Genomic DNA, 21,401 nt, shown 5'->3' with positions numbered 1-21,401 from the left:
TGCCCACCCTGCCCACTCACCTCACCTCGTGACTGCGAGCGAGATCAGCCACCTTGGCCGCCAGATGGCTCCTCTCAGTCTCCTCGTCCCCTAATCTGTGGAAAGCTGCTGGCGGGACTGGACGGCGAAGGCTACTGCGCCGCCGTGGCCATCAGAGATCTGCAAGCGGCCTGGCCCCGTTCTTCAGCCAGGGGCTGCACTGTGGTGCAGTAGTGCAGGCTCTCTCCTCTAGCTTGCTGGCTGGCATGCTGATCAGGGTATTCGATCAGCGTCCCGCTTTCAGGCGTGCCCGGAAGCCTGGTCTTCTTGGCTGTAGACCGTCGCTGCGGCGCTCAGGGCTGCCCCGGCCTGAACTGGCCAACCGTATGAGGGCAGGAGCTGCTCAAGGGCCGCGAGAACTGTCTCGACGTTCTTACGGCAGGCATTGTAGCCCATCAGTCCGATGCGGAGCAAATGGCCTTTCAGAGATCCGAGGCCGCCGCCGACCTCGATGCCGTAAGCCGTCAGCAGTTGCTGGCGCAGCTGGTTCTCAGAGACTGAAGGAGGGAGATTGACGGCGGTCAGCACGGGCAACTCGTAGCCAGGGCGCGGCAGCAGGGTCAGACCCAGAGTCTGCAGACCGGCGCGCAGCGCCTGCCCATGAAGGCGGTGACGCTGCCAGCGGGTCTCCAGTCCCTCTTCCAGCACAATGCGCAGGGCCTCGTGCATGGCGAAGAGCAGATTGCTGCAAGCCGTGTGATGGTAGGCGTGATCGCCGTTCCAGTAGCGTTGGAGAGCCAGTAGATCAAGATAATAGCTCTGCACTGGCCTGCGGCGTCGCTTGATCACCTCAACGGCGTGCGCATTGAGGGTCACCGGAGCCAGGCCAGGCAAGGCTCCCAGGCACTTCTGGCTGCCCGCGTAGCAGGCATCGATCTTCATCTGCTCGATATTGATGGGAATGCCACCCAGACCAGAAACCGCGTCAACAACGAAAAGCGCCTCGTGTGCATGGGTGATCTGCTCCAGTTCTTCCAGTGGCTGTAGCAGACCCGTCGAGGTCTCCGCAATGGCCGTGGCGAAAAGCTTGGCTTCGGGATGCCTGGCAAAAGCTGCAGCCACCTGCTGCGGATCGAGTGGCTGCCCCGGCTCGCTCTCCACCAGAATGACATGAGCCCCGATTCGCTGGGCAATTTCAGCAATCTTCCCGCTGAAGAAGCCCAGGCTCCCGGCTATGAGCGTATCGCCCTCCTCCAGAAGATTGCAGAGCACGGCCTCAGCTCCCGCGAAGCCTGAACCGGAGACGCAGAGCGTCAGCTCATTCTGCGTCTGAAAAACCTGGCGCAGCTGGTCGGCGATCGTACCGAGCATGTCAAGTAGGAAAGGATCGAGGTGTCCGAGCTGCGGAGCGGAGGCTGCGCGCAAGACTCGCGGATCAACGTTACAGGGTCCCGGACCGAGCAACAAGCGATAGGGAGGATTAAGTTCAGGAAAAGTTCCCTGTACTAGAGAAGTTTGACCCGGCAGTGGTGGAGTCATCGAAGAAAAAGCCTACCTTTCACTCAGAGAAATGGCATAATCATACCCTCTCCATCTTCGTTACCCTTCTCTCCTCACGGAAGTAGGATAGCACATCGAGGCCATCCTTGCTGGAGGGTTGGAGTGGTGACCAAGCCCGGAGAGAGAGCTGAAGGAGGCGGAGTAGCAGGGGTAGAGAGGCGTGCGTGCGTGCCCGAGACAATCAGCCCCCTGCTTCCGCGGTTTACTGGACGGTGGCAGGCTCTTCAGCAAAGAGGCGCTGCAAGCGATCGGCCTGGTCGGCGGCGATCAAGTTATCGATGAACTCGTCCAGCTCGCCGTCGAGCACGCCCTGCAGATTATAGCGAGTCAGACCGATGCGGTGGTCGGTCACGCGATCCTGGGGGAAGTTATAGGTACGGATCTTCTCGCTGCGATCGCCCATCTGTACCTGTGAGCGGCGCGCTTTCCCCAGTTCCTCCTGGCGACGAGCCTCCTCCAGGTCCCAAAGGCGCGCTTTCAAAACCGAGAGCGCTCGCTCCTTATTCTTCAACTGCGACTTCTCATCCTGGCAGGTTACCACCAGGCCAGTGGGCAGATGGGTAATGCGCACCGCCGAGTCGGTCGTATTCACGCTCTGGCCGCCGTGGCCCGTCGAGCGGAAGACATCGATACGGATATCGCTCTCCTTGATCTCGATATTAATTTCCTCGTCGGCCTCGGGGAGCACGATCACCTTAGCGGTAGAGGTGTGGATGCGCCCGTTGGCCTCGGTCACAGGGACGCGCTGGACGCGATGGGTGCCTCCCTCATATTTCAAGCGGCGATAGGCCCCTTTGCCACGGACCAGGAAAGTGATATCTTTGATCCCTCCCTGATCGGTCTCGTTCAAATCGAGCACCTCGATCTTCCAGCGGCGCTGCTCGGCATAGCGGCTATACATGCGGAAGAGGTCGGCGGCGAAGAGAGCGGCCTCCTCACCACCGGCGCCACCCTGGATCGTCACGATGGCGTTCTTTTCATCCATCGCATCCTTGGGCAACAAGGCCAGCTTAACATCCTCGGTCAGCTGCTCGCGGCGCTCTTTCAGGCGCGCAATCTCCTCGCGCGCCAGCTCGCGCAGGGCCGGGTCGTCGCTTTCGCGCTCCAGCTCCTCAGCCTCCTCCAGCTCTTTGAGCGTTGTGCGCAGCTGGTAGTATTTTTCAACGACTTCTTCTAACTCGGCCTGCTCACGCCCGTAGCGTTGGAGCAGAGGGACATTGCTCAGAACCTCGGGCTGGGCCATGAGCGTATTCAGTTCCTCGTAGCGGTTGGCCAAACTTTCAAGCTTCTGCATTAAATCCATAGGTGATCCCTCGCTGACTGGCTGGTACTAATCTCGCGGCAGGGCTGCCCTGGTGGGCCAGGTGTTGGCCTGGCAGCTTTGCCGCTCCGCGTCTCTGGGCCTCTTGCCCCTGCAGAGTGACCAGCCTGACCGGTGATCATGCCTGGCAGGTAGCCGTACTTGCTTGCTATCATGCCGCTATGCATGCGCGCCCGGCATCGCGTTGCAAGGACCAACCTGGCGCGCTGTGCAGAGGATCTCGGCAGGAGAGCAGTTCAAGCAGCTTGTCACGCTGACACATGCAGAGCAGGCATGGCCCTGTTCTGTTCTGAGCAGAGAAGGAAGTTGCTACCCGGCAGCGAGCAGGTAGCTCTCAGCGCCAGTAAGACTGGCGCGATGGGCAACGGATGATAGACGCGGAAGATCGCGCATGATGACAGACAGGAACAAGCCCTTTCCATTGTATTATAACACAGCGGCGCCGATCTTTCTGACAGCTCCCGAGTGGTTGCGGCTATTGGCTAGCATCTCTATACTCAAAAGTGTAAAGCCTGGTTCGGACCAGGGTCAGGCAAGGGGAAACAGGGTTCCTGGTCGAGCCGGGTCAGGCCCAGTGAGCGCGAACCAGAGGAGGTGAGAGCAGCTCTCTGCTTGGCTTAGAGCGATATCGTGGCCACCAGCAGTGTGGCTCAGCTAAGTAAGGGAGGAGAGAGGCTAAAACGCTGGCGAGACGGCTCTCCCCCTAGACAGGCATCTTTTGCCCGAAGGGGATGAAACTTGCCGTCCTATCGGATCGTGCCAGGAGCAGGTTCTCTACCCGTGCCAGTGGGCGTGCCGGACGTAGCGGGCGCGTGAGGTGAGCGCGGGGTCAGCGAGCTGCGTGGTCAGCCCTGCCCGCTCATTTGCGGCGCAGGCAGCGCGGCATTCGGTGAGGAGCCACTTGCTTCCTGCCGGCGACAGAGTAGGCATAAACAGCGTGAAAGAAAGAAAAGAAGGGCCTGTCCACAGCGAAAGGATGTGATGAATAGCGATGGCGAAAGGTAATGGCTTTGCGCCAGTAACAGAAACCCTCAAAGAAGTCCGGGCGCGTACAGCGAACATGGCGCGTACCGGTCTCTCAACTGTCCAGGACAACGTGCAGACCGTGCTAGAACCGCGCCGTCGGCGCCTTCTCCTGAAGCGTCTGCGCGGGGGGCTGCGTAGCACCTCGGGGCGCGTTGAAGATCAGCTTCAGCAAAGGCGTCAGGCCCTGCAGCGTGTCTGGCGCGACAACCGCAAACCGGTTAAACGTTCCCTAGAGGAAGCCCAGCAGGAGGGTGGTCGTCTCAAGAACCTGCTCAGCGAGCAGTTCAGCCTGCTGCTGGGAGCGCTAGCAGCAGGGCTGGGTCTTCTCCAGGTGGCCGTCGAGCGCAGTATGCGCGATGCTCGTGGCAGGCTGGAGCGCGCGCGAGGCAATCTGGCAGAAGCGCGCATCGCCTGGCAGCAAGAGCGCGAACGACGAGCCCGCCGCCGCCGCCGTGCTCGCCTGCTCTTCCGCATCGGCCTGCTGGTCGGCATCGTCCTCGCTCTCCTCTTTGCGCCGCGCCCCGGCCAGGAAACGCGGCGCCGTCTAGGTGGCTATCTCCGCAACGTAATTGCCTTTTTCCAATCGCGGCCATTCGTGCGCTCCGAGTCGGAGACCGCCGAACATGTACCGCTCAACGTCCGTTAAGGTTCTTCAGTGAAAGTTCCTGCGTGAACGGAATGAAACGAAGCTGCCAGCATGGCGAGCAGAAGGAGCCAGTATCTATCGGGCGGACCTTCCTTCTGTCCGCCACGCTGGCCTGCTACCTGTCAGCGCTTCCTCCCAGTGAGTGGCTCAGCGCCGCTGCAGGTGGCAGATATCGTTCAAAGCGAAGAGCACGCGCTGGGAGCCAGCCACACGTACCACTGTAATCGAAGTATTGGCTGCCGGGAAGAAGAAATCGCGCTCCAGGCCCAAGACCTCGGCTACATAGGCATTAATCACCCCACCGTGCGCAAAGGCGATCACCCGTCTTCCAAGATGGGTGTTAGCGATCGTATCCAGCGCCTTAACCACGCGCGCCCGGAAGACCTTGGACGGCTCGCTTCCCTCGATGGCATCCCAGCTGCCGGCGGCTCCAGCCAGACGGATGATATCCATCTGGCGCTCTTGTAGCGTGCGGGCCAACAGCTCTAGATTATCTTCCTCAGCGGGTAGCGGACGCACTGTGCCGAGGCGGATCTCTTGCAGGTCGGAGACCACGATGGGCGTTAAACCCTGGCGCTCGGCCAGAGGAGCGGCGGTCTCGCGGCAGCGACGCAGAGGGCTAGTATAAATAGCCGCGAACTCCAGGCCGGCCAGGCGCTCGGCCAGAGCCAGGGCCTGCTCCTGGCCTTTGCGAGACAGAGGAAGATCATCGTAGAGACCGCTCGGGATCAACTCGTCTGCGGGAGGGAGTGCATCGCCGTGTCGAACCAGGAACAGCTCGGCGGCGTGGGAGCGCCGCAAGAGGAAAGGATCATCTAGTAACAAAGGAATCTCCTCACCAGCATTCACTGTCAGCGTCCTCCGCTGATGCTGCGATGACAGACCTCCAGCGCTCGGTGAGCCAGGGCTGGAATACCCGCCTCCAGCTGCTCAAAGAAGGGATCATCGGTTGTGCCGGCCCGATAGCGGGCGTAGCTGCCCTCCAGCAGGATGGCCAGCTTCCAGATTGCCAGCGCCTCATAGAAGTCCATCTCGCGCACAGAGCGCCCGCTGCGCTCAGCGTAGTACTCCTTCAGCTCGGCACGCGTCATAAAGCCTGGTTGCTCCATAACACGCCAGGTCTCAGTATCGAGGGCCGGCGGTGGATCGCCTGGCTCGCGCCAGAAAGAGAGCAAGTAGCCGAGATCGGCCAGCGGATCGCCGATTGTAGCCATCTCCCAGTCGAAAATTGCTACCACCCGTGGCTCCTGCTCCGCGTACATCACGTTGTCGAGGCGATAGTCGCCGTGGACAATGGTCGACGGCCCAGAGACGGGCAGATGGGCCTTGAGCCACTCCGTCACCATATCCAGCTCGGGCAGTGGGCGCTGGCGTGAGCGCTCTAGTTGGCCAATCCAGCGGCGCAACTGGCGCTCCAGATAGCCAGTAGGCCGGCCAAAGTCCCCCAGACCCACGGCCTGCCAGTCGACCGCGTGCAGTTCGACCAGCGCATCGATCAACGCCCGACTGATCGCCTGGCGGCCCGCCTCATCGGCGCCGTAGGGAGGGAGCGTATCGCGGATAATGTAGCCGTGGACCCGCTCCATAAGGTAGAAGGGGGCCCCGATTACGCTCGTATCCTCACAGGCCAGAAGCACGCGCGGTGTCGGCACCGGGCTGTTGTTGAGCGCCTTCAGGACGCGGTACTCGCGCAGCACATCATGGGCGGTGGGCAAGAGTGGACCGCGCGGGGGCCGGCGCAGCACCCATTGCTGGTTTCCGCGTGTGATGTAGAACGTCTCGTTGGAGTGCCCTCCGCGGATACGCTCGATCTGCAAGGGCAGGTCCTCGCCCGGCAGCTGCTCGGCCAGGTAACGGCGAAGTTTTTCCTCGTCTATGAGCGGGGGGAGTGTGGTCATACTTCCTCCTTTGTCTACGAGCCTGGGATTCCCTGCAGGGAGCTGCATACAGGAACATCGCTATATATGATAGCGCGCACGCTCGCCTTTTGGCCAGGCAGGCGTGTGCAGGGCGTGTGCAGGCATGGAGCAAGCCGGGTGGCAGCGGGAATATTTGAACCTGAAACCTCCGTTCTAGATGGTGACGAGAGCGAGACGAGAAGATTGCCAGGCTGTCTAGTCTCGTTCCGCTTGTGGAGAGTGGTGAAGGGGGGAGGAAGTTGGGAATAAAAGGGCTGTGCCTGGTGTTATTCTGGGTAGTTAGCAGTCAAGAGTGGCGAGTGCTAGACAGCAGTGGAAAATCTGTGCTATAATGCTGGCAATCACCCGCGCAGATTGCTAAAATTCCCGGGGATAAGAGAGAGCGGGGCGTCGGAGGCTGGCGCTGCTGCTCCCCCGGTTGAGTGAGGAGCCTGGAATGAAGTGCGAGCGATGTCATAAAAATAACGCCAGCATCAGCGTCGATCTGCTCGTGGAAGGGCGCCATGAGCGGCATTATCTCTGCCAGCAGTGTGTCGATGAGCTGATGCGCTCATCGATGAACCAGGCGGGTAACTTCTTCGGGCAGGGCTTCCCGGCGGCGGCCTTTGGCTTCTTCAACGGCCATGAGGCGGCTAACGGGCGCGGGACCAGGACCGCCGAGCGTCAGGCCAACAGTAACAGCAAGACGCCGACGCTGGATCAGTATGGTCGTGACATCACGGCGGAGGCGGCGCAAGGGAAGCTTGATCCGGCGGTTGGGCGTGAGCGCGAGCTGCGTCGCTTGATCACCGTCCTGGGTCGCCGGCAGAAGAACAACCCGGTGCTGATTGGCGAGCCAGGCGTGGGTAAGACCGCCATTGTCGAGGATCTGGCGCGGCGTATCCACGCGGGTAATGTTCCTGCCCCATTGCGCAACAAGCGCATTGTGGCGCTCAACATCGGCGGCATGATTGCCGGTGCGATGTTCCGCGGGCAGTTTGAGCAGCGCATGAAGGCGATCCTTGATGAGCTGCGGCAGGCGCCGGATGTGATCCTCTTTATCGATGAGCTACATACCGTTGTCGGAGCGGGTGCGGCGGAGGGCGCGGTCGGTGCGTCGGATATGCTGAAGCCGGCGCTGGCGCGCGGCGAGATCCGTTGTATCGGCGCGACGACACTTGATGAATATCGCAAGTACATCGAGAAGGATGCGGCTCTTGAGCGCCGCTTCCAGCCGATTATGGTCGATGAGCCGACGGTGGAGGAGGCCATCGCGATGCTGCGCGCCGTGCGGCCCAACTACGAGGCCCATCACGGCGTGACGATCCCGGATGAGGCGATCGAGGCGGCTGTCAAGCTCTCTGATCGCTACATCAATGATCGCTTCCTGCCCGATAAGGCCATCGACGTCATGGATGAGGCTGCTTCGGCTCTGCGCCTGGAGGCCCTGGAGAAGGGTATCGTTAGCCCGGCGATGATTACGGAGCTGGAGCAGCAGCTGGCCGATATCCAGGCCAAGAAGGAGGCGGCGGCCAATGCCGAGGACTATGAGCGCGCGGCCCTCTTGCGCCAGCAGGAGCTGCTGACGCTCCAGAAGTTGGAGAAGGCCCGTTCCGAGGCGGATGCCTCCTTCCAGTTGATTGTGACGCCGGAGCTGATCGCTCAGGTGGTCGAGAACTGGACGGGCGTGCCAGTGACGCAGATGATGGAGAGTGAGCGCCAGAATCTGCGCGATCTGGAGGAGCGCCTGCGCAGGCATGTCATTGGCCAGGACGAGGCCATCAACGCGGTGGCGCGTGCCATCCGCCGCTCACGGGCAGGATTGAAAGATCCGAAGAGGCCAATCGGCTCCTTCCTCTTCCTTGGCCCGACGGGCGTTGGTAAGACCGAGCTGGCCCGCGCTCTGGCGCGCGAGCTGTTCGGTGGCGAGGAGAACATGATCCGCCTCGACATGTCGGAGTACATGGAGCCGCATACGGTCTCGCGCCTCTTCGGTAGCCCTCCTGGCTATGTGGGCTATGAGGAGGGTGGCCAGTTGACCGAGCAGGTGCGGCGCCGTCCGTACAGCGTGATCCTGCTGGACGAGGTGGAGAAGGCTCATCCCGAGGTCTTCAATGCCTTGCTGCAGATCCTGGACGATGGCCGCCTGACCGATGGTCAGGGTCGCACCGTGGACTTCAAGAATACGGTGCTGATCATGACCAGCAACGCTGGCACCAATGAGCTGAGGAAGGCGGCGCGTATCGGCTTCATGCCGATCACTGGCGGCAACGAGCGCGCGGAGCAGTACGAGGCGATGCGCGAGAAGGCTCTTGAGGGCCTGAAGCAGATGTTCCGGCCCGAGTTCCTCAACCGCATCGACCAGATCGTCGTCTTCCATTCGCTGGGCAAAGACGAGCTGTATCGCATCGTCGATCTGCTGCTGGATCAGGTGCGTGAGCGCCTGCGCGAGCAGAAGATCGAGCTGGTGATCAGCGACGAGGTGCGTGACTTCTTGCTGCGCGAGGGCTACGACGAGGAATACGGTGCGCGTCCTCTGCGCCGTGCCATCCAGACGCACATCGATGATACGCTGGCCGATGCCCTGCTGAATGGCGAGATTGCGCCGGGCCAGACGGTGCGCCTGGTACTGCGTGATGGCCGCGTGGTGGCCGAGGCGGTGGTTGCTGAGCCTGAGCCAGCCGCCTGAGAAAAGCCTGGCATCTCTGTTCAAGGCGTCCATCGATCCCCCGCGGGGATCGATGGACGTTTTTTTTATGCTTGTGCCTGAGCCGTTGGCTGGTCGTTTGGGGGACGTTGCAGCAAGAAATGCTGACTCGTTCAGCTCCTGGAGTCCTTGCTGTCGGGTTGGTACGGCTGGGAATTTCTCATAGGCGCGCCGCAGCATGCCCGCCGACTGGTCGATGCCGACGAGAGCGTAGCCGCGCTCCAGCATTAGCCCCAGTATTTGCCTGTGCCGCAGGCCGCGTCGAGCAGGCAACTCCCCTGGGGGAGTCGTGCCAGCAGTAGGAGCAGCATCGTAGTGTGTGTCTCGTCGAGGGTGCCCAATCGCGATCGTAATCGGGCGCCAGTTGATCGTAGCGCTCGGCGGTCAGGCGTCGCCGTTCCTGCAGCCAGACAGTGCGCTCTAGGGTCATTGCTATGCCGCCCTCTCTGTTCTCTGATACGATGCTAAAGCAGGTTGGACCATGAGAAGTATTCTAGCCGGTCGAGTTGGCGAATGTGCCTGATGAGGGCCTCACGCCTGGCAGGCTCCTCGATGGTGGTGGCGGCCAGCTCATGAAAGCGAGTAGCCAGTTGGGCCTCGCTCAAGGGATTTTCGGGATCGCCAAGCGGATAGCGCACGCTGGCGCTGAAAACCTGCCCGTTGTCCATCTCCACACTGGCCGTGGCGCGCCACTCAGCGGGATAGTAGCGGTCCAGCTCGGGATCACTCTCGCAGTCGACGCGCTGCATCAGGTCGCGGATCTCGGGGTGCTGCAACCAGGTTTCGCTGAAGACGCTCAGGCCGGCCTGGCCCGTGATCAGAGCCACAGCGGCCCCAAAGGGCATGCTGAACTGGGCGTCGACAACGTTGCCAGGCTGCCGCTTGGACTCGATGGGGTCGACAATCAGGCCGCGCCCGGCGCTCAGCACGCCGCAGCGAACACGGCGGATATGCTGCGGGTCGGGTGCCTGTTGGCGCCGAATGGCAAGGAGGCAGTCGATGGGACCGTGCATGTAGCGGCAGCAGGCGTAAGGCTTGAGGGAAACGCGCAGGATGGCGAAATCCTCTGCGCTTGTGGGTGGCTGCAGCTCCTCTGGAAAGCTGGCGTCGGAGTAGGCATGCAGGAAGCCGTAGCGGCCACTGAGGATCTCCTGCGGACCGCGAAAGCCAGCAGCGGCCAGGCGGGCGGCAGTAATGCCGGCGTGGGCGCTCCAGCCGGGGTGCAGGCGTTTGGTCCAGGCGCCGTCAGCGAGGTAGGCCAGCGAGCCAGCTGCCATGCTGCCAGCGATGCCCAGCGCCTGCGCCGTCTGCTCTGCTGAGAGACCCAGCAGGCGGGCGCTGGCGGCGGCGGCGCCGAAGGTGCCGCAAAGAGCAGTTGGGTGGAAGCCGCGGGCGTAGGCTGAGGCAGGATTGAGAGCGGCGCCAATACGCAGGGTCAGCTCATAGCCGGCCACGACGGCGGCATAGAAATCGTCGATGGGTGCGGCCAGTTGTTCAGCCAGAGCCAGAGCCGCCGGAAAGACCGCCACGCCCGGATGCAGCGACGAGCGATTTTCAACGTCGTCCATCTCCAGGCCGTGAGCTGCGACGCCGTTGAACAGCGCAGCCCAGGCGGCTTCGGCGCGTTCGCCTCGTCCCAGCAGCGTGGCCCCGTTGTCATTGGGCTGAGGGTTTGCTCCTGAGGACTGTCGTGCTCCCATTGCCACCAGCAATTGATAGGCCGCCTCACTGGAAGGGAGTCGTACGCCGCCCAGGGCGACAGCCATGTGGTCAAGCAAAAGCTCGCGAACTTTGGCGCGCACTCGTTCTGGTAGGGCCGTTCCTTCCAGCGAGGCGCAGAAGCGTGCCAGCGCTTGCGTTGCGCTCATAGAGCACCTCGTCTCTTTCTGTGGGAGGTTCCTCGTGTAATAGAAGAGGTGACTTCCACTCCCTCACCTGTTTTACAGATCAACACTCGATTCTGATAATATCCCACCTGAAGTAGAGGTGTATAGATGTGTGCTCGTAGATCGGAGGGATCGTCGTCTGAGGAACCACTGGAGGAACTGCCAGAAGACGTCGAAGCCTTCATTGACTACTTTCTTGGCACGATGTGCGACCCCAGCCGTCGACAGATTCTGGCCTTGCTGGCCGCGCCGGCTGTGGAGCGTGAGAGGCCGGTCGAGATGCGCTCGGGAGAAATTGCCAAAGCGCTGGGGCTGGCCCACGCCACGGTCTCAGGCCATCTTCGTCAGCTTGCGCGCACGGGACTGCTCGGTTCGCGGCGCAGTGGTAACGAGGTCTATTACAGCGTGCGCAATCACTTGCTGGTGCGTGCCTTTCACGATCTTGTCGAGGCTCTCTCTAAAGAGCATCAAGAGCGCTTCAAAGGGAAACTGGGGACGTCTGAAGACGATAGAAGTGCTTGAGAAAGACCTGCTGAAAGACTTCCAGGCTGGCATGTAGAACGAACGGACGAATGGAAGGATCAGGCGCTCGCCTTCTCATTGAGGAGGCGAGCGTATCTGCTTTGCCCAGACTGTTGGGGAATGCTATACTGCACAATGAATGACAATGAACCTGGGCAGGAGAGACCGACGGTCATGCAAGCCACACGTGTCAAAGAAAGTCGCAGGCCAATGATTCTCATGCGCCTTCGCCAGAGCGCGGAAGTACGCAAACTATACGCCGCGCGGGTGCCCTGGTGGCGACGCGCCCCGATTGGTTACCTCCTTTGTATTCCTATTGTGGCCTGCGGGCTAGGGATCGTCTATCTGGAGCACCTCTTGGCGCTCCATATCTATGTGCCAGACCTGCCGCTGGTCCTGCCGGTGCTTCTTGTAGCCTTGCTATGGGGAGTGGGGCCGGCCCTGTGTGCCGCTCTGCTCTGCACCCTGGCGCTCATCTATATTTATGTCCCGCCGCAAGGTGCCTTTATGCTGTTGCCGCGCGTCCAGTGGGCGGCGGATAACATCGACAAGCTTGCCGAGATCATGCCTTTCTTTCTGATCGAGGTGGGAATTGCCATTATCGCCGGCCAGCGCGAATCAGCGCGGCGCCGTGCCCTGCTGGCCGAGCTGGAGGCCCAGACCCGGGCCCAGGATCTAGAGCAGCTCAATGAGGAATTGAAACGTGCCGATTTGCTCAAGGACCATTTTATCTCGGTGGCCTCGCATGAGCTGAAAACCCCCATCACCACCATTCGTGGTCAGGCGCAGATCGCCCTGCGGCGTCTCACACGTGTGGCCGAGCTACCACCCGAGCTGGAGAATGTGCGCCTGGCCTTGCAGAAGATCGACGAGCAGACCTATCGTCTCAGCGCGCTCATCGATGACATGCTGGCCCTGAGCAGCATTCAAGCCGGCAAGCTCAAGCTGCGCCCTCGTCTCTGTGATCTGGTAGAGATCTGCCGCGAAGCCGTCGAGGATCAACGTCTCGTCTCGGGTCGTACGATTACCCTCTCAACTCCTGTAGAGAGCCTCACAATCGAGGTTGACTCCGACCGCCTCCATCAAGTGCTGACCAACCTCCTCAGTAATGCCATCAAATACTCGCCCGAACATACCCCTGTGGAGGTCAGTCTGGCCTGTCGAGATGGTCAGGTGGAGATCCGTGTTCGTGATCATGGTCGAGGCATTCCTGAAGATCAGCGGGAGCAAATCTTTCAAGCTTTCTACCGGACGCCCGAGGCTCAGGCCTCGCCCAAGGATGGCTGGGGTTTGGGCCTGGCCATCTGTAAGGATATTGTGGAGAGGCATGGCGGGAGCATCTGGTGCGAGCCGGCTCCTGACGAAGGCACGGTCTTCGTCGTGGTTTTGCCCCTGAATCGAGGCTGACCTTGCTCGTCTGGTGCCTGGCTGAAACAGCTCACATGGAGAGAATGAGCACTGTCTGTCTGTCTGTCTGTCTGCCTGCCTGCCTGCCGTCACTTGTGGTCAGTCCAATGGACCCAGGGAGTCGCTGAGGGACGTCAGGGCCGGCCTCCGCTGAACAGGAGCGAGGCATATATCGCTGCGCTCGCCAGAGAGAGGCGCTGCAGGTGCCTGCTCCTGTCCGCTGGATCGCAGGGCTGCGGTGCAACGAATGGCTAGCTGGCGGAGACGCCAGCGCTGGCTCGGCGGTAGCGCGCGACGCCCATCTCGCCGGTGCCGATGGCCAGCAGGGCGACCAGTAGGTGCACGACCTGGATAACCCAGTGCGAAGAGTTCAGCAGCCAGGAATTCTGCATCAGCCCAATGATCGGCAAGAGAAGGCCGACAATAACAGCCAGCACTGCGATCGCCAGACTACCGCCACGTACCAGGGCTTGCCCGATACCGACCACCCACAGCGCAAGCACTACCAGAAAGCCAAGCAACATGTGCAGCGGAACCAGCTGGGCGGCGTTGCCTGTCCAGAAGAGCACCCCAAGAATGAGAGCTAGCAGTCCGGCAATGCGCAGAACGAAGGAAGCGATCTTAATAGCCATGCAATTCTCCTGCAAACGGCGAAAGTAGTAGAAGTGGCCTCCCTGTTAAGCTAGGTGGGCGCAGCTGAGCGGGCACCAGTCGCCCACGCAGCGGACCCTGGGGAAGGCACTTTCACTGTGTGGCGGGAACAGCCAGGCCGGTGTGTCCGTTGAGGAGGGGTAACGGCGGCTTGCTCCTCGCCACAACTAGAATCATAGCATTTACCGGAACGGAAAGAGCAATCCACCCGGGGCGGACAGCCGCCGTTGAGGAGGCTCAGGCTGGCAGCAGCCGGCCCGGCGCCGTCCAGGGAGGGCGGGCAGAGGTGGGCACTCACTAATGCGGAATGAAGGCTTGCCAGAAGCGGCTCAAGTGTTCCCGCAGCGGCGCGTGCTCTGGACGCCGCAGGTAGGGATCGCTTGCCCATAGACGTGCCGCCAGGGTGCGTGTCTCCTCGATCAGGCGTGTATCGTTGAAATCGGCAATACGCAGTTCGGGCATCCCGCTCTGGCGTACCCCAATGAAATCGCCCGGACCGCGCAGACGCAAATCGTGCTCGGCCAGCTTAAAGCCATCGTCGGTCTCCTGGAAGATTGCCAGGCGCTCGCGGGCCTGTGGTCCTGCATCGGCGCTCAACACATAGCAATAGGATTGGTGGGCGCCACGCCCGACACGACCACGGAACTGGTGGAGCTGCGAGAGGCCGAAGCGATCGGCATCTTCGATCACCATGACGGTTGCATTAGGCACATCGATGCCCACTTCCACCACCGAAGTGGCCACCAGAATATCCAGCTCGTGATCGCGGAAGCGCCGCATGACTGCGTCCTTCTCCGCGGGCTTCATCCCGCCGTGCAGCAGGCCCAGCCGGCGGTGGGGGAAGACCTCGCGGCTCAGCCGTTCATATTCGGCAGTGACCGCTCTAGCGCTCAGGCTCTCGGACTCATCGACCAGCGGGCAGATAATGAAGGCTTGTCGGCCCTCAGCGAGCTGTTGCTCGATCAGGCGATAGGCCTCCTCGCGGCGGGCGCCGGTGCGCCAGCGCGTAATCACCTTCTGGCGGCCTGGCGGAAGCTGATCGATGACCGAGAGATCCAGGTCTCCATAGAGTGTCAGCGCCAACGTTCGGGGGATCGGGGTGGCCGTCATCACCAGCATATGGGGATGGTAGCCTTTCTGGCGCAGGGCCTCGCGCTGCTCCACGCCAAAGCGATGCTGCTCATCGATAATCACCAGGCCCAGACGCTGGAAGGTCACATCTTCCTGGATCAGGGCATGGGTGCCAATAGCCACAGTCGCCTCGCCGCTCTCGATCGCCGCTCGTCCGAGGGCGCGCTCGCGGGGACGCAGTCCGCCGGTCAGCAGCACAGTGCGGATGCCGAAGGGGGCGAGCATCGCGCCAATACTGCGCGCATGTTGCTCGGCCAGAATCTCGGTCGGGGCCATAATCGCGCCTTGATAGCCGTTGAGAGCGGCCACAAAGAGGGCTGCCGCAGCCACCGCAGTTTTGCCAGAGCCGACGTCGCCTTGAAGCAGACGACACATCGGCTGGCTGCGACTGAGATCTCCCAAGATCTCGCAGAGTACGCGGCGTTGGGCTGCCGTGAAGCGGAAGGGAAGTGTGGCCTCGAAAGGGCGCTGGTCCGCCAGCGGGGCCCACAGGGTTGTGCCTGACTGAGGGTTCTGAGAATCCTGAAGTGCCTGGGGATCAGCCTTCTGGACGGCAGCAGCGGCCTGGGCCTGGACCGCCTCGCGCTCAGCGGCTGTTGGCTCGACAAAGACGCGCTCCAGGTCGACCTTGAACGCCTGTCCGCTGGGTAGCTCGCGCTGCCAGCGCGTTCGACGCTCCTGCATGCCGAGCTGGATCAGGAACAGCTCATCAAAAGCCAGACGGCGCCGGGCGGAGGCGAGCAGCTCCTCATTGGCTGGATAATGCATCTGGGCGACGGCCTCCGACAAAGGCAGCAGGCCCGCAGCCTGACGAATCGTGGCGGGCAGGTGGTCGGGAAGCAGGGCCGCATAGCGATCGACAACCCAGCGCGTCAGGCGACGCATGGTACGGGCTGTCAGACCCTCAGTGAGCGAGTAGATGGGGACAAGAATGCCCGTATTGAGCAGCTCACCTTTCTCGGGCAGCTCATGGCTGCGCACCGTGAAGGTAACCTTGTTGCCGAAGCGCTGCTTGACTCCCGTGACAACCAGCCACTCACCACGCGCCTCGGAAAGCTGCTTTTGCAAGTAGGGCTGGTTAAACCAGACTGCGCTGAGACGACCGGTGCCATCGCTGAGCGTGGCCACCGTGCGTGTGCGCCCACTGCCTGTGCGGCTCGTCTTGACCTCCCAGATCAGGCCACGAGTGGTGACCAGCTCGTCGAAGGGTAGCTCGGCAATACTGAGCAGCTTGCTGTAGTCACGGTGCTCACGTGGAAAATAGAAGAGCAGGTCGCCAACCGTGCGGATGCCCAGGCTACGCAGGCGAGCTGCGACCGTGGGGCCTACACCGTGAATGGCAGAAACGTCTGTCGTCAGCAGCGTCAAGGCGGCGTGACCAGGAGAGCTGCTGTCCAGGGCGATGCGGTCCAGTTCGGCTTCCTGGCGCTCACGTTCTCTGCGACTCGCTTCCGATGGCTTGCTAGAGCGCACTGCCGCTGTGGAGGTTGTTGCTGTCGCTAGACGTGCCGACTCGCCGAGCGGTTCGCCGGAGCGCGCTGGCGCTACAGGCTCTGAAGAAGGTGGCCGGCTGGGGACAACGATCTGCTCTCTCTCCAGCTCGTTCAGGAGGGCTAAAGCGGCCCGCAAATTGGCTGCACGCTGCATCGGGTCCTGCTGGCGATAGCCCTCCAAACAGGAGGCCAGGCGGTAGAAAGGGCGCAAGTCGCGTCCTGACGCATGGCAGACAGGCCCGATCTCATCTAGCCAGCGTTTCACAAAGGCTTCCAGCCCACCGGGCTTGACGGCCTGGTCTTGATGATTGGTATGCTGTTCGTGCTGAAGCACTTTGCGGGCGCGCTCGATATATGACTTGAGTGCGGTGCTGGCTCCTGTTGTCATACGTTGACGCTACTGCTTGTTTCTTAAGAATACTGCTGCTCACCTACTATAGTCGCCGCTACCCTGGAGTGTCAAGGTCTCTGGTCTGAGGCGACCTCGTATTGCTCAGTCGATGCTGGTCTGATGAGGAAGCAGGCGTGGGTGTGCATGGTGTGTCGAGTAAAGTGAAGCTGACCCTCTGGCTCTGGTGGGCCTATCTACTAAAGGTGTTGCATAAATCGTCCCTATTGATCCTCGGGGCCGAATGGGCATAATATAGGGGCTATGAGCCTGCAAGATGCTTCTGGAGGGAAAGAAAGAGAGATGGCACTGATTGGACCTGCTGCTGTGGTGGGTATTTTCGAAGAGCGGAATCAGGCGGAGCAGGCACTCGGAGAGCTGAAAGCCGCTGGTTTCCGAGACGACCAGATTACCAGGCTATCGCGTGAGCCACTCAAGCTGCAGGAAGCTGGTCCGGCGGAGCGGCTACTGGAGCGGGTGAGGACCAGATATAATTTGCCGGTGCTTGGGGCTATGGTAGGAGCCATTGGAGGAGGGCTATTCAGCTTCATCGCCTCCTTTGCTCTTCCCCTGGCTGGCGTGCAGATCAGCGGGGGGCCGGTGATCGCCTTGCTCGAAGGTCTTGCGCTTGGAGCCTTGGGAGGGGGCTTTCTCGGGACAATTATTGGCCCCTCTTTAGTAGGAGCGGGGCCGGGGCCGCGTTACGCGGAGGCCGAGGCGCTGCCGGGGCGCACCATCATCATGGTCAGAACGCTGGAACGTCAGGCCGAAGCGGCCTCCATTCTGCGCAAGTATGGAGCGCGCAACGCTCTGGTGCCACGGGCCACAGAGACCGCCGCTATGGCCGCCCTGCGCCTTGCCGGCCCTGGCGGCGGTGCCGAAGGCACAGCCAATCCTGGCAGCGAGGGGGCGCGCTCTCTCCCGGCGGAGGCGAGGGCCGGACTGGAAGGAGAGGGTATGGCGGGCCGCGGGACGGAAATGGAAGCGCAACGAGGCGAGTAAGGACCTGCCATTGGAGCCAGAGCCAGGCGAGAGCGGACGAGGGCTGTTCTCGCGGCGCGGTCCATTAGATCGGAGAGAGTGATTCTGGCAGAGTCCAGGGCAGGACAGTGGCCGCTGCGAGGCGGCGAACTGCAGGCGGCCAACACCAGAGTCGCTGCCTCGATCATCTATCTCTCTTCTGTCCTGCCCGGGCGGCTCTGCTCAAGCGTACAAAGCGGGAAGGTCAGACTGTGGTCTGTGGAGGCCCTCGCTTGCCTTGCAGCCTGGCGGGTGTCTCTCACTGCTGAGCGAGAACCACATCCTCGTAGATATCGTGTACTGGTTGCCAGCCCAGCACCCTGCGGGCTGCCTCATTGCTACAGCGAAACGACGGGGGACAGGGCATTGAAAGATCACGTGGGGGAGGGGGCACCTGCAGCAGAGCGGCGATGTGGTCTACATACTCCCCATAGCGGACCGGCGTCGACACGATATTAAAGATGCGTCCCACTGCCGCCGGCTGTAAGGCAGCGATGATAGCCGTAGCCATATCGGCCACGTGAATCGGCGAAATAAAATTGCTCCCGTCGCAGATCACCACGAGCTGCCCCTCGCGCAAGCGAGCGACCAGCGTATCCTGGGCGGTTCCACGACCGACGAAGCTGCCGCCGCGCAAGATACACCATCCCAGCTCGGCGGGATCGACAGCCTGCACCATCTCCTCCATTGCGATCACCGGTCCACAGACCGTAGCGCGCTGCGGCGAGCGATCGAGCGGCGTTGTCTCGTCAAGCCAGCGCTCGCCTCCATCGGGGTAGGCGATTGCGATGCTCTGCTGGATATAGTAGCGGACCCCCGCCGCACGTGCTGCTTCCAGCAGCAGCCGGGTGCCCTCGGTGCGCAGCCGGGTGGTAGGCTCCCAGGCTGAGGCTTCGGTGGGATTGCGCGGGATCGCCGTAGCAATATGTACTACGGCGTTACAGCCGCGGACCAGGGCCGGGAGCTGCTGCGCTGTGGCCTCGGTCAGGAGGTCGCCGCTGACTAGCTCAACTCCGGGGGCCCGGATCAGCTGCCCCCGTTCGGGCGAACGCACGAGCGCGCGCACCGTATGACCCTGCTGGAGCAAGCGAGGGACAAGCGCGCGCCCCAGAACTCCTGTTGCACCGGCAACAAAGACCTGCATTGTCCTTTCACCTTTCTCTGGTGGCTTTGCTTCAAGCCGTGCTACTTTAGCCCAGCCGCTAGCGCCAGGTAGGCAGTGAGTAGACTGTTCGCCATGAGCAACGGTTGTGTCGCTGGTAGGTTGGAATGGAAGACAGCCCGCTGCCAAAGGGCGAGCGGGCGCGCACGAGTGACCAGAGCAGGGGCTAGCCGGCCCCATTTAACCTTGGCCTGGCAGGCCGGGCTTTGCCTGAGCGAGTGAGAGAACCGACAAAGATGATAACTCTACTCAGGCCGACTTCTCGTGCTCCGACTCCGGCTGGCTGGCTGGCGGCGCAAAGTGGATCTCCAGGGCCTTATCGACAAAGCGCGCCACCGTTGCCTCCTGGCTAGCCAGAACAGCGGGCAGAGGGATATCGCGCTTGAAATTGCCGATCTCGATGATCATCTCATCTCCTTTTTTCGTCATCAGCACCTTCTCCAGCTCGACGTGAGGCAGAGGAAGGCGCAGGACATAATGGCCATCCTGCTCTATAACCTCCTGAACAGGCCCGCGATAAAAGACCTGCGTCGGGTCCTGCTCACCGAAGATGGCCTGGGCCAGCTCGGCCAGACGCTCGATGCCGAGGGGTTCCTGAGCGTAGTAAGGGGCCTCCCAGACAGGTAAGGGGGCGAAGGTCTGCTGGATGTGGCGGCGAAGCTTCTCCTGACTCTCATACATCTGCTGCATAAACTGATCCTGGTAGGGACCGGGCGATAAGACGCGATTGCAGACCACGCCGTCGATGGGATAGCCGAAGAGAGCGAGATAGGTTTCTGCGCGCAGCGCCTCCTTGATCACCATACGTTCTGGGTTCACGACTGGGCGATAGGAGCTAACAGAGGGATCACTCAGCACGTTGCGGAGGGCGTTGACGCGCTCGCTGAGCAACTGGATGGCATCCAAGACCTCTGCCGATGGGAGGAAAGCCTTAATTAAGGGGCGGGCCAGATTGAGCGTACTGCTTTGCAGGCCAGCGATGCGCCCGACATACCACTGAAAGGTATCGGGCATACTCAGCAGCCGTACCGTCTCGCCAGTAGGGGCGGCATCGATCACCACCACCTCAAAAGCACCGTCGCGGGCATTGCGGTAGATATTCAGCAAGCTAACAATTTCATCCATGCCGGGGATCAGAGCCAGCTCCTCGGCCATGATACTGTTCAGGCCCTGAGCGCGCAGGAGAGTGCTCAGCGTGCTCTGCAGTTTTCCCCAACTGCGTCGCATCTCATCGAGCACATTCACCTCCTGGGCCCACAATTGAGGGGCCAGCTCGCTCGGTTCCGAGGTCAGAGGCTGTTTCAGGCAATCGGCAAGACTATGGGCCAGGTCGGTACTCACCACTAGCGTCCGCTTGCCGAGCTGGGCTGAGCGTACAGCGGTAGCGGCGGCCACCGTCGTTTTCCCCACGCCACCTTTGCCGAGATAGAGAATCATTCGCATAGGAGAAAACCTTATCTTCCCTCGTCGGATGTGCTGTCCTTATTATATGCTCTCAAAGGCACAGTCTGGCGGCGCGAGGTATCTATTCTAGAGGGCGGCGCCTGGTCAGACGGCCTTTTTTCTGTTTCTGCAATTACTACGTTAGGCAGAGGGGCCAAGTTAGAAGGAGATAAGAGAGAAGAAAGCAAGACGGCGAGCAGGCAGCCACAAAAACAAACAGGCAGCCAACTCGCCGGAAAGGAGACCTCTATCGTCACACGCCTGCCCTCTCCTCTGACGCGGTCACCGCATAGCTACCCTCGTACCCTTGGGCCTGCCTGCCAGGGGGGAAGGTGGCAGCGAGGCGGACCTGAGCGCGTCTCAGGCGGACGGGCGGACGAAATAAGCTACAACTCGATTTTGCCTTGGAGGAACAGCATTCTGATAAACTCCAGGCGACGGACGATCTCCATACGATCGCTTCCTCCGCTCTGATACCACTGGCGCAGCCAGAGCAGGGACGTGACCTCATCCTCAGTAAAGCCCTGGCGCATCAGCACCTCGCCCTCGTCGGTCAGCTGGCTGAGCGTCGTGTCGCACGGTGTTTTAGGTTGCCGTTCCTCATCGATCCGTGGATTCATCATGCTCTCTCTGTCCTCACGTTCAATCGCTCGCTCACTCACTCATTCACTCACTTGCCGGGCCTCTATCCCACTTTGCCCATGTTGTGCAGGTGCGGTGACTGCTGTTGCTCATCAATTACAGCGAGAGAAGAGCAGCAGACGGTCAACGGTTCAAATAAAGCGAGACCTGGGCATCTGCACAAGTCCTCTCATTTTATAGTAACGCTTTCCATCCCTCACTTTGGCATTTCCTCCGCAGCAAAGGAAAGCGGAAATAGCAGGCGCGGCTCTCTGCCCCTTGGCCCGGGAGCGCCCACGCGGCGCGCCAGGTGACCTCTGGCGGTTCTCGCTCTTATTACGATTGAGGCCCCGCGCAGGTTCCATCTCTGGCGGCGGCCTGTGCAGCGAGCGGGTCCAGCGGGGGGCGCTTCTCTCGCTTGGCTGCTGGGTACTGAGCGAGCGATGAGACAAGCAGGACCGTAGCAGGAAGTGCAGAATAGCAGAGGCAGAGGGGCGTGAATATGCTATAATAGTTGCCGGGACTGGAACAGCTTGGGAG

15 protein-coding genes are annotated in these 21,401 nt (G+C 61.4%); 5 read left to right on the top strand and 10 right to left on the bottom strand.

Going from position 1 to position 21,401, the window contains the following annotated elements:
• Positions 1–279: 279 nt before the first annotated feature.
• Both IRZ31_RS10715 and prfA read right to left on the bottom strand, forming a co-directional pair.
• On the bottom strand, positions 280–1,518 hold the full coding sequence (locus IRZ31_RS10715) for an alanine--glyoxylate aminotransferase family protein (protein WP_297153244.1): 1,239 nt from the start codon (positions 1,516–1,518) through the stop codon (positions 280–282).
• Between the two features lie 223 nt (positions 1,519–1,741).
• Positions 1,742–2,842 (bottom strand): peptide chain release factor 1, encoded by a 1,101-nt coding sequence (gene prfA / locus IRZ31_RS10710; protein ID WP_112429319.1) that lies wholly within the window; start codon positions 2,840–2,842, stop codon positions 1,742–1,744.
• A gap of 1,009 nt (positions 2,843–3,851) precedes the next feature.
• Between prfA and IRZ31_RS10705 the strand changes: the two genes are divergently transcribed.
• Positions 3,852–4,532, top strand: a complete 681-nt coding sequence (locus IRZ31_RS10705) for a YtxH domain-containing protein (protein ID WP_297153241.1) — start codon at positions 3,852–3,854, stop codon at positions 4,530–4,532.
• Between the two features lie 147 nt (positions 4,533–4,679).
• Here the strand turns inward: IRZ31_RS10705 and IRZ31_RS10700 are convergent, their stop codons facing one another.
• Together IRZ31_RS10700 and IRZ31_RS10695 are read right to left on the bottom strand one after the other, a co-directional pair.
• Positions 4,680–5,357: a histidine phosphatase family protein gene (locus IRZ31_RS10700; protein ID WP_297153239.1), complete on the bottom strand. Its 678-nt coding sequence runs from the start codon at positions 5,355–5,357 to the stop codon at positions 4,680–4,682.
• A gap of 26 nt (positions 5,358–5,383) precedes the next feature.
• Positions 5,384–6,430, bottom strand: coding sequence for a phosphotransferase family protein (locus IRZ31_RS10695; protein ID WP_297153237.1), 1,047 nt, complete (start codon positions 6,428–6,430; stop codon positions 5,384–5,386).
• Between the two features lie 457 nt (positions 6,431–6,887).
• On the opposite strand from IRZ31_RS10695, the gene IRZ31_RS10690 reads away from it, so the two are divergent.
• The gene (locus IRZ31_RS10690) at positions 6,888–9,119 is read left to right on the top strand and encodes an ATP-dependent Clp protease ATP-binding subunit (protein WP_297153235.1); all 2,232 of its coding nucleotides are present in this window, start codon (positions 6,888–6,890) and stop codon (positions 9,117–9,119) included.
• A gap of 482 nt (positions 9,120–9,601) precedes the next feature.
• Here the strand turns inward: IRZ31_RS10690 and IRZ31_RS10685 are convergent, their stop codons facing one another.
• On the bottom strand, positions 9,602–11,005 hold the full coding sequence (locus IRZ31_RS10685; protein WP_297153233.1) for an MmgE/PrpD family protein: 1,404 nt from the start codon (positions 11,003–11,005) through the stop codon (positions 9,602–9,604).
• A 126-nt stretch (positions 11,006–11,131) separates the two neighbouring features.
• Between IRZ31_RS10685 and IRZ31_RS10680 the strand changes: the two genes are divergently transcribed.
• The gene (locus IRZ31_RS10680; RefSeq protein WP_297153231.1) at positions 11,132–11,545 is read left to right on the top strand and encodes a metalloregulator ArsR/SmtB family transcription factor; all 414 of its coding nucleotides are present in this window, start codon (positions 11,132–11,134) and stop codon (positions 11,543–11,545) included.
• Between the two features lie 174 nt (positions 11,546–11,719).
• Entirely contained in the window at positions 11,720–12,952 is a 1,233-nt protein-coding gene (locus IRZ31_RS10675; RefSeq protein WP_297153229.1) for a HAMP domain-containing sensor histidine kinase, read from the top strand.
• Positions 12,953–13,203: 251 nt separating this feature from the next.
• Here the strand turns inward: IRZ31_RS10675 and IRZ31_RS10670 are convergent, their stop codons facing one another.
• On the bottom strand, positions 13,204–13,584 hold the full coding sequence (locus tag IRZ31_RS10670) for a hypothetical protein (protein WP_297153227.1): 381 nt from the start codon (positions 13,582–13,584) through the stop codon (positions 13,204–13,206).
• A gap of 316 nt (positions 13,585–13,900) precedes the next feature.
• The gene (gene recG, locus IRZ31_RS10665; protein ID WP_297153225.1) at positions 13,901–16,615 is read right to left on the bottom strand and encodes an ATP-dependent DNA helicase RecG; all 2,715 of its coding nucleotides are present in this window, start codon (positions 16,613–16,615) and stop codon (positions 13,901–13,903) included.
• Between the two features lie 303 nt (positions 16,616–16,918).
• Here recG and IRZ31_RS10660 point away from each other — a divergent pair, with 303 nt between their 5' ends.
• Positions 16,919–17,617, top strand: a complete 699-nt coding sequence (locus tag IRZ31_RS10660; protein ID WP_297153222.1) for a hypothetical protein — start codon at positions 16,919–16,921, stop codon at positions 17,615–17,617.
• A 277-nt stretch (positions 17,618–17,894) separates the two neighbouring features.
• Here the strand turns inward: IRZ31_RS10660 and IRZ31_RS10655 are convergent, their stop codons facing one another.
• The 3 genes from IRZ31_RS10655 to IRZ31_RS10645 form a co-directional block, all read right to left on the bottom strand.
• Complete coding sequence (locus tag IRZ31_RS10655; protein ID WP_297153220.1) at positions 17,895–18,779, bottom strand: NAD(P)-dependent oxidoreductase; 885 nt, start codon at positions 18,777–18,779, stop codon at positions 17,895–17,897.
• A gap of 267 nt (positions 18,780–19,046) precedes the next feature.
• Entirely contained in the window at positions 19,047–20,240 is a 1,194-nt protein-coding gene (locus tag IRZ31_RS10650) for an ArsA family ATPase (RefSeq protein ID WP_297153218.1), read from the bottom strand.
• A 386-nt stretch (positions 20,241–20,626) separates the two neighbouring features.
• On the bottom strand, positions 20,627–20,863 hold the full coding sequence (locus IRZ31_RS10645; protein WP_297153216.1) for a hypothetical protein: 237 nt from the start codon (positions 20,861–20,863) through the stop codon (positions 20,627–20,629).
• Positions 20,864–21,401 lie beyond the last annotated feature (538 nt).

This window comes from Thermogemmatispora sp. (genome assembly GCF_019683635.1).
Lineage (GTDB): Bacteria > Chloroflexota > Ktedonobacteria > Ktedonobacterales > Ktedonobacteraceae > Thermogemmatispora.
Note: the sequence above shows the minus strand (reverse complement) of the source record. Positions and strands in the feature narration are given on the sequence as shown.

Coding starts and splice junctions, on each gene's coding strand:
- IRZ31_RS10715 (WP_297153244.1), bottom strand. CDS start 1,518: ATGACTCCACCACTGCCGGGTCAAACTTCTCTAGTACAGGGAACTTTT.
- prfA (WP_112429319.1), bottom strand. CDS start 2,842: ATGGATTTAATGCAGAAGCTTGAAAGTTTGGCCAACCGCTACGAGGAA.
- IRZ31_RS10705 (WP_297153241.1), top strand. CDS start 3,852: ATGGCGAAAGGTAATGGCTTTGCGCCAGTAACAGAAACCCTCAAAGAA.
- IRZ31_RS10695 (WP_297153237.1), bottom strand. CDS start 6,430: ATGACCACACTCCCCCCGCTCATAGACGAGGAAAAACTTCGCCGTTAC.
- IRZ31_RS10690 (WP_297153235.1), top strand. CDS start 6,888: ATGAAGTGCGAGCGATGTCATAAAAATAACGCCAGCATCAGCGTCGAT.
- IRZ31_RS10685 (WP_297153233.1), bottom strand. CDS start 11,005: ATGAGCGCAACGCAAGCGCTGGCACGCTTCTGCGCCTCGCTGGAAGGA.
- IRZ31_RS10680 (WP_297153231.1), top strand. CDS start 11,132: ATGTGTGCTCGTAGATCGGAGGGATCGTCGTCTGAGGAACCACTGGAG.
- IRZ31_RS10675 (WP_297153229.1), top strand. CDS start 11,720: ATGCAAGCCACACGTGTCAAAGAAAGTCGCAGGCCAATGATTCTCATG.
- IRZ31_RS10670 (WP_297153227.1), bottom strand. CDS start 13,584: ATGGCTATTAAGATCGCTTCCTTCGTTCTGCGCATTGCCGGACTGCTA.
- recG (WP_297153225.1), bottom strand. CDS start 16,615: ATGACAACAGGAGCCAGCACCGCACTCAAGTCATATATCGAGCGCGCC.
- IRZ31_RS10660 (WP_297153222.1), top strand. CDS start 16,919: ATGGCACTGATTGGACCTGCTGCTGTGGTGGGTATTTTCGAAGAGCGG.
- IRZ31_RS10655 (WP_297153220.1), bottom strand. CDS start 18,779: ATGCAGGTCTTTGTTGCCGGTGCAACAGGAGTTCTGGGGCGCGCGCTT.
- IRZ31_RS10650 (WP_297153218.1), bottom strand. CDS start 20,240: ATGCGAATGATTCTCTATCTCGGCAAAGGTGGCGTGGGGAAAACGACG.
- IRZ31_RS10645 (WP_297153216.1), bottom strand. CDS start 20,863: ATGATGAATCCACGGATCGATGAGGAACGGCAACCTAAAACACCGTGC.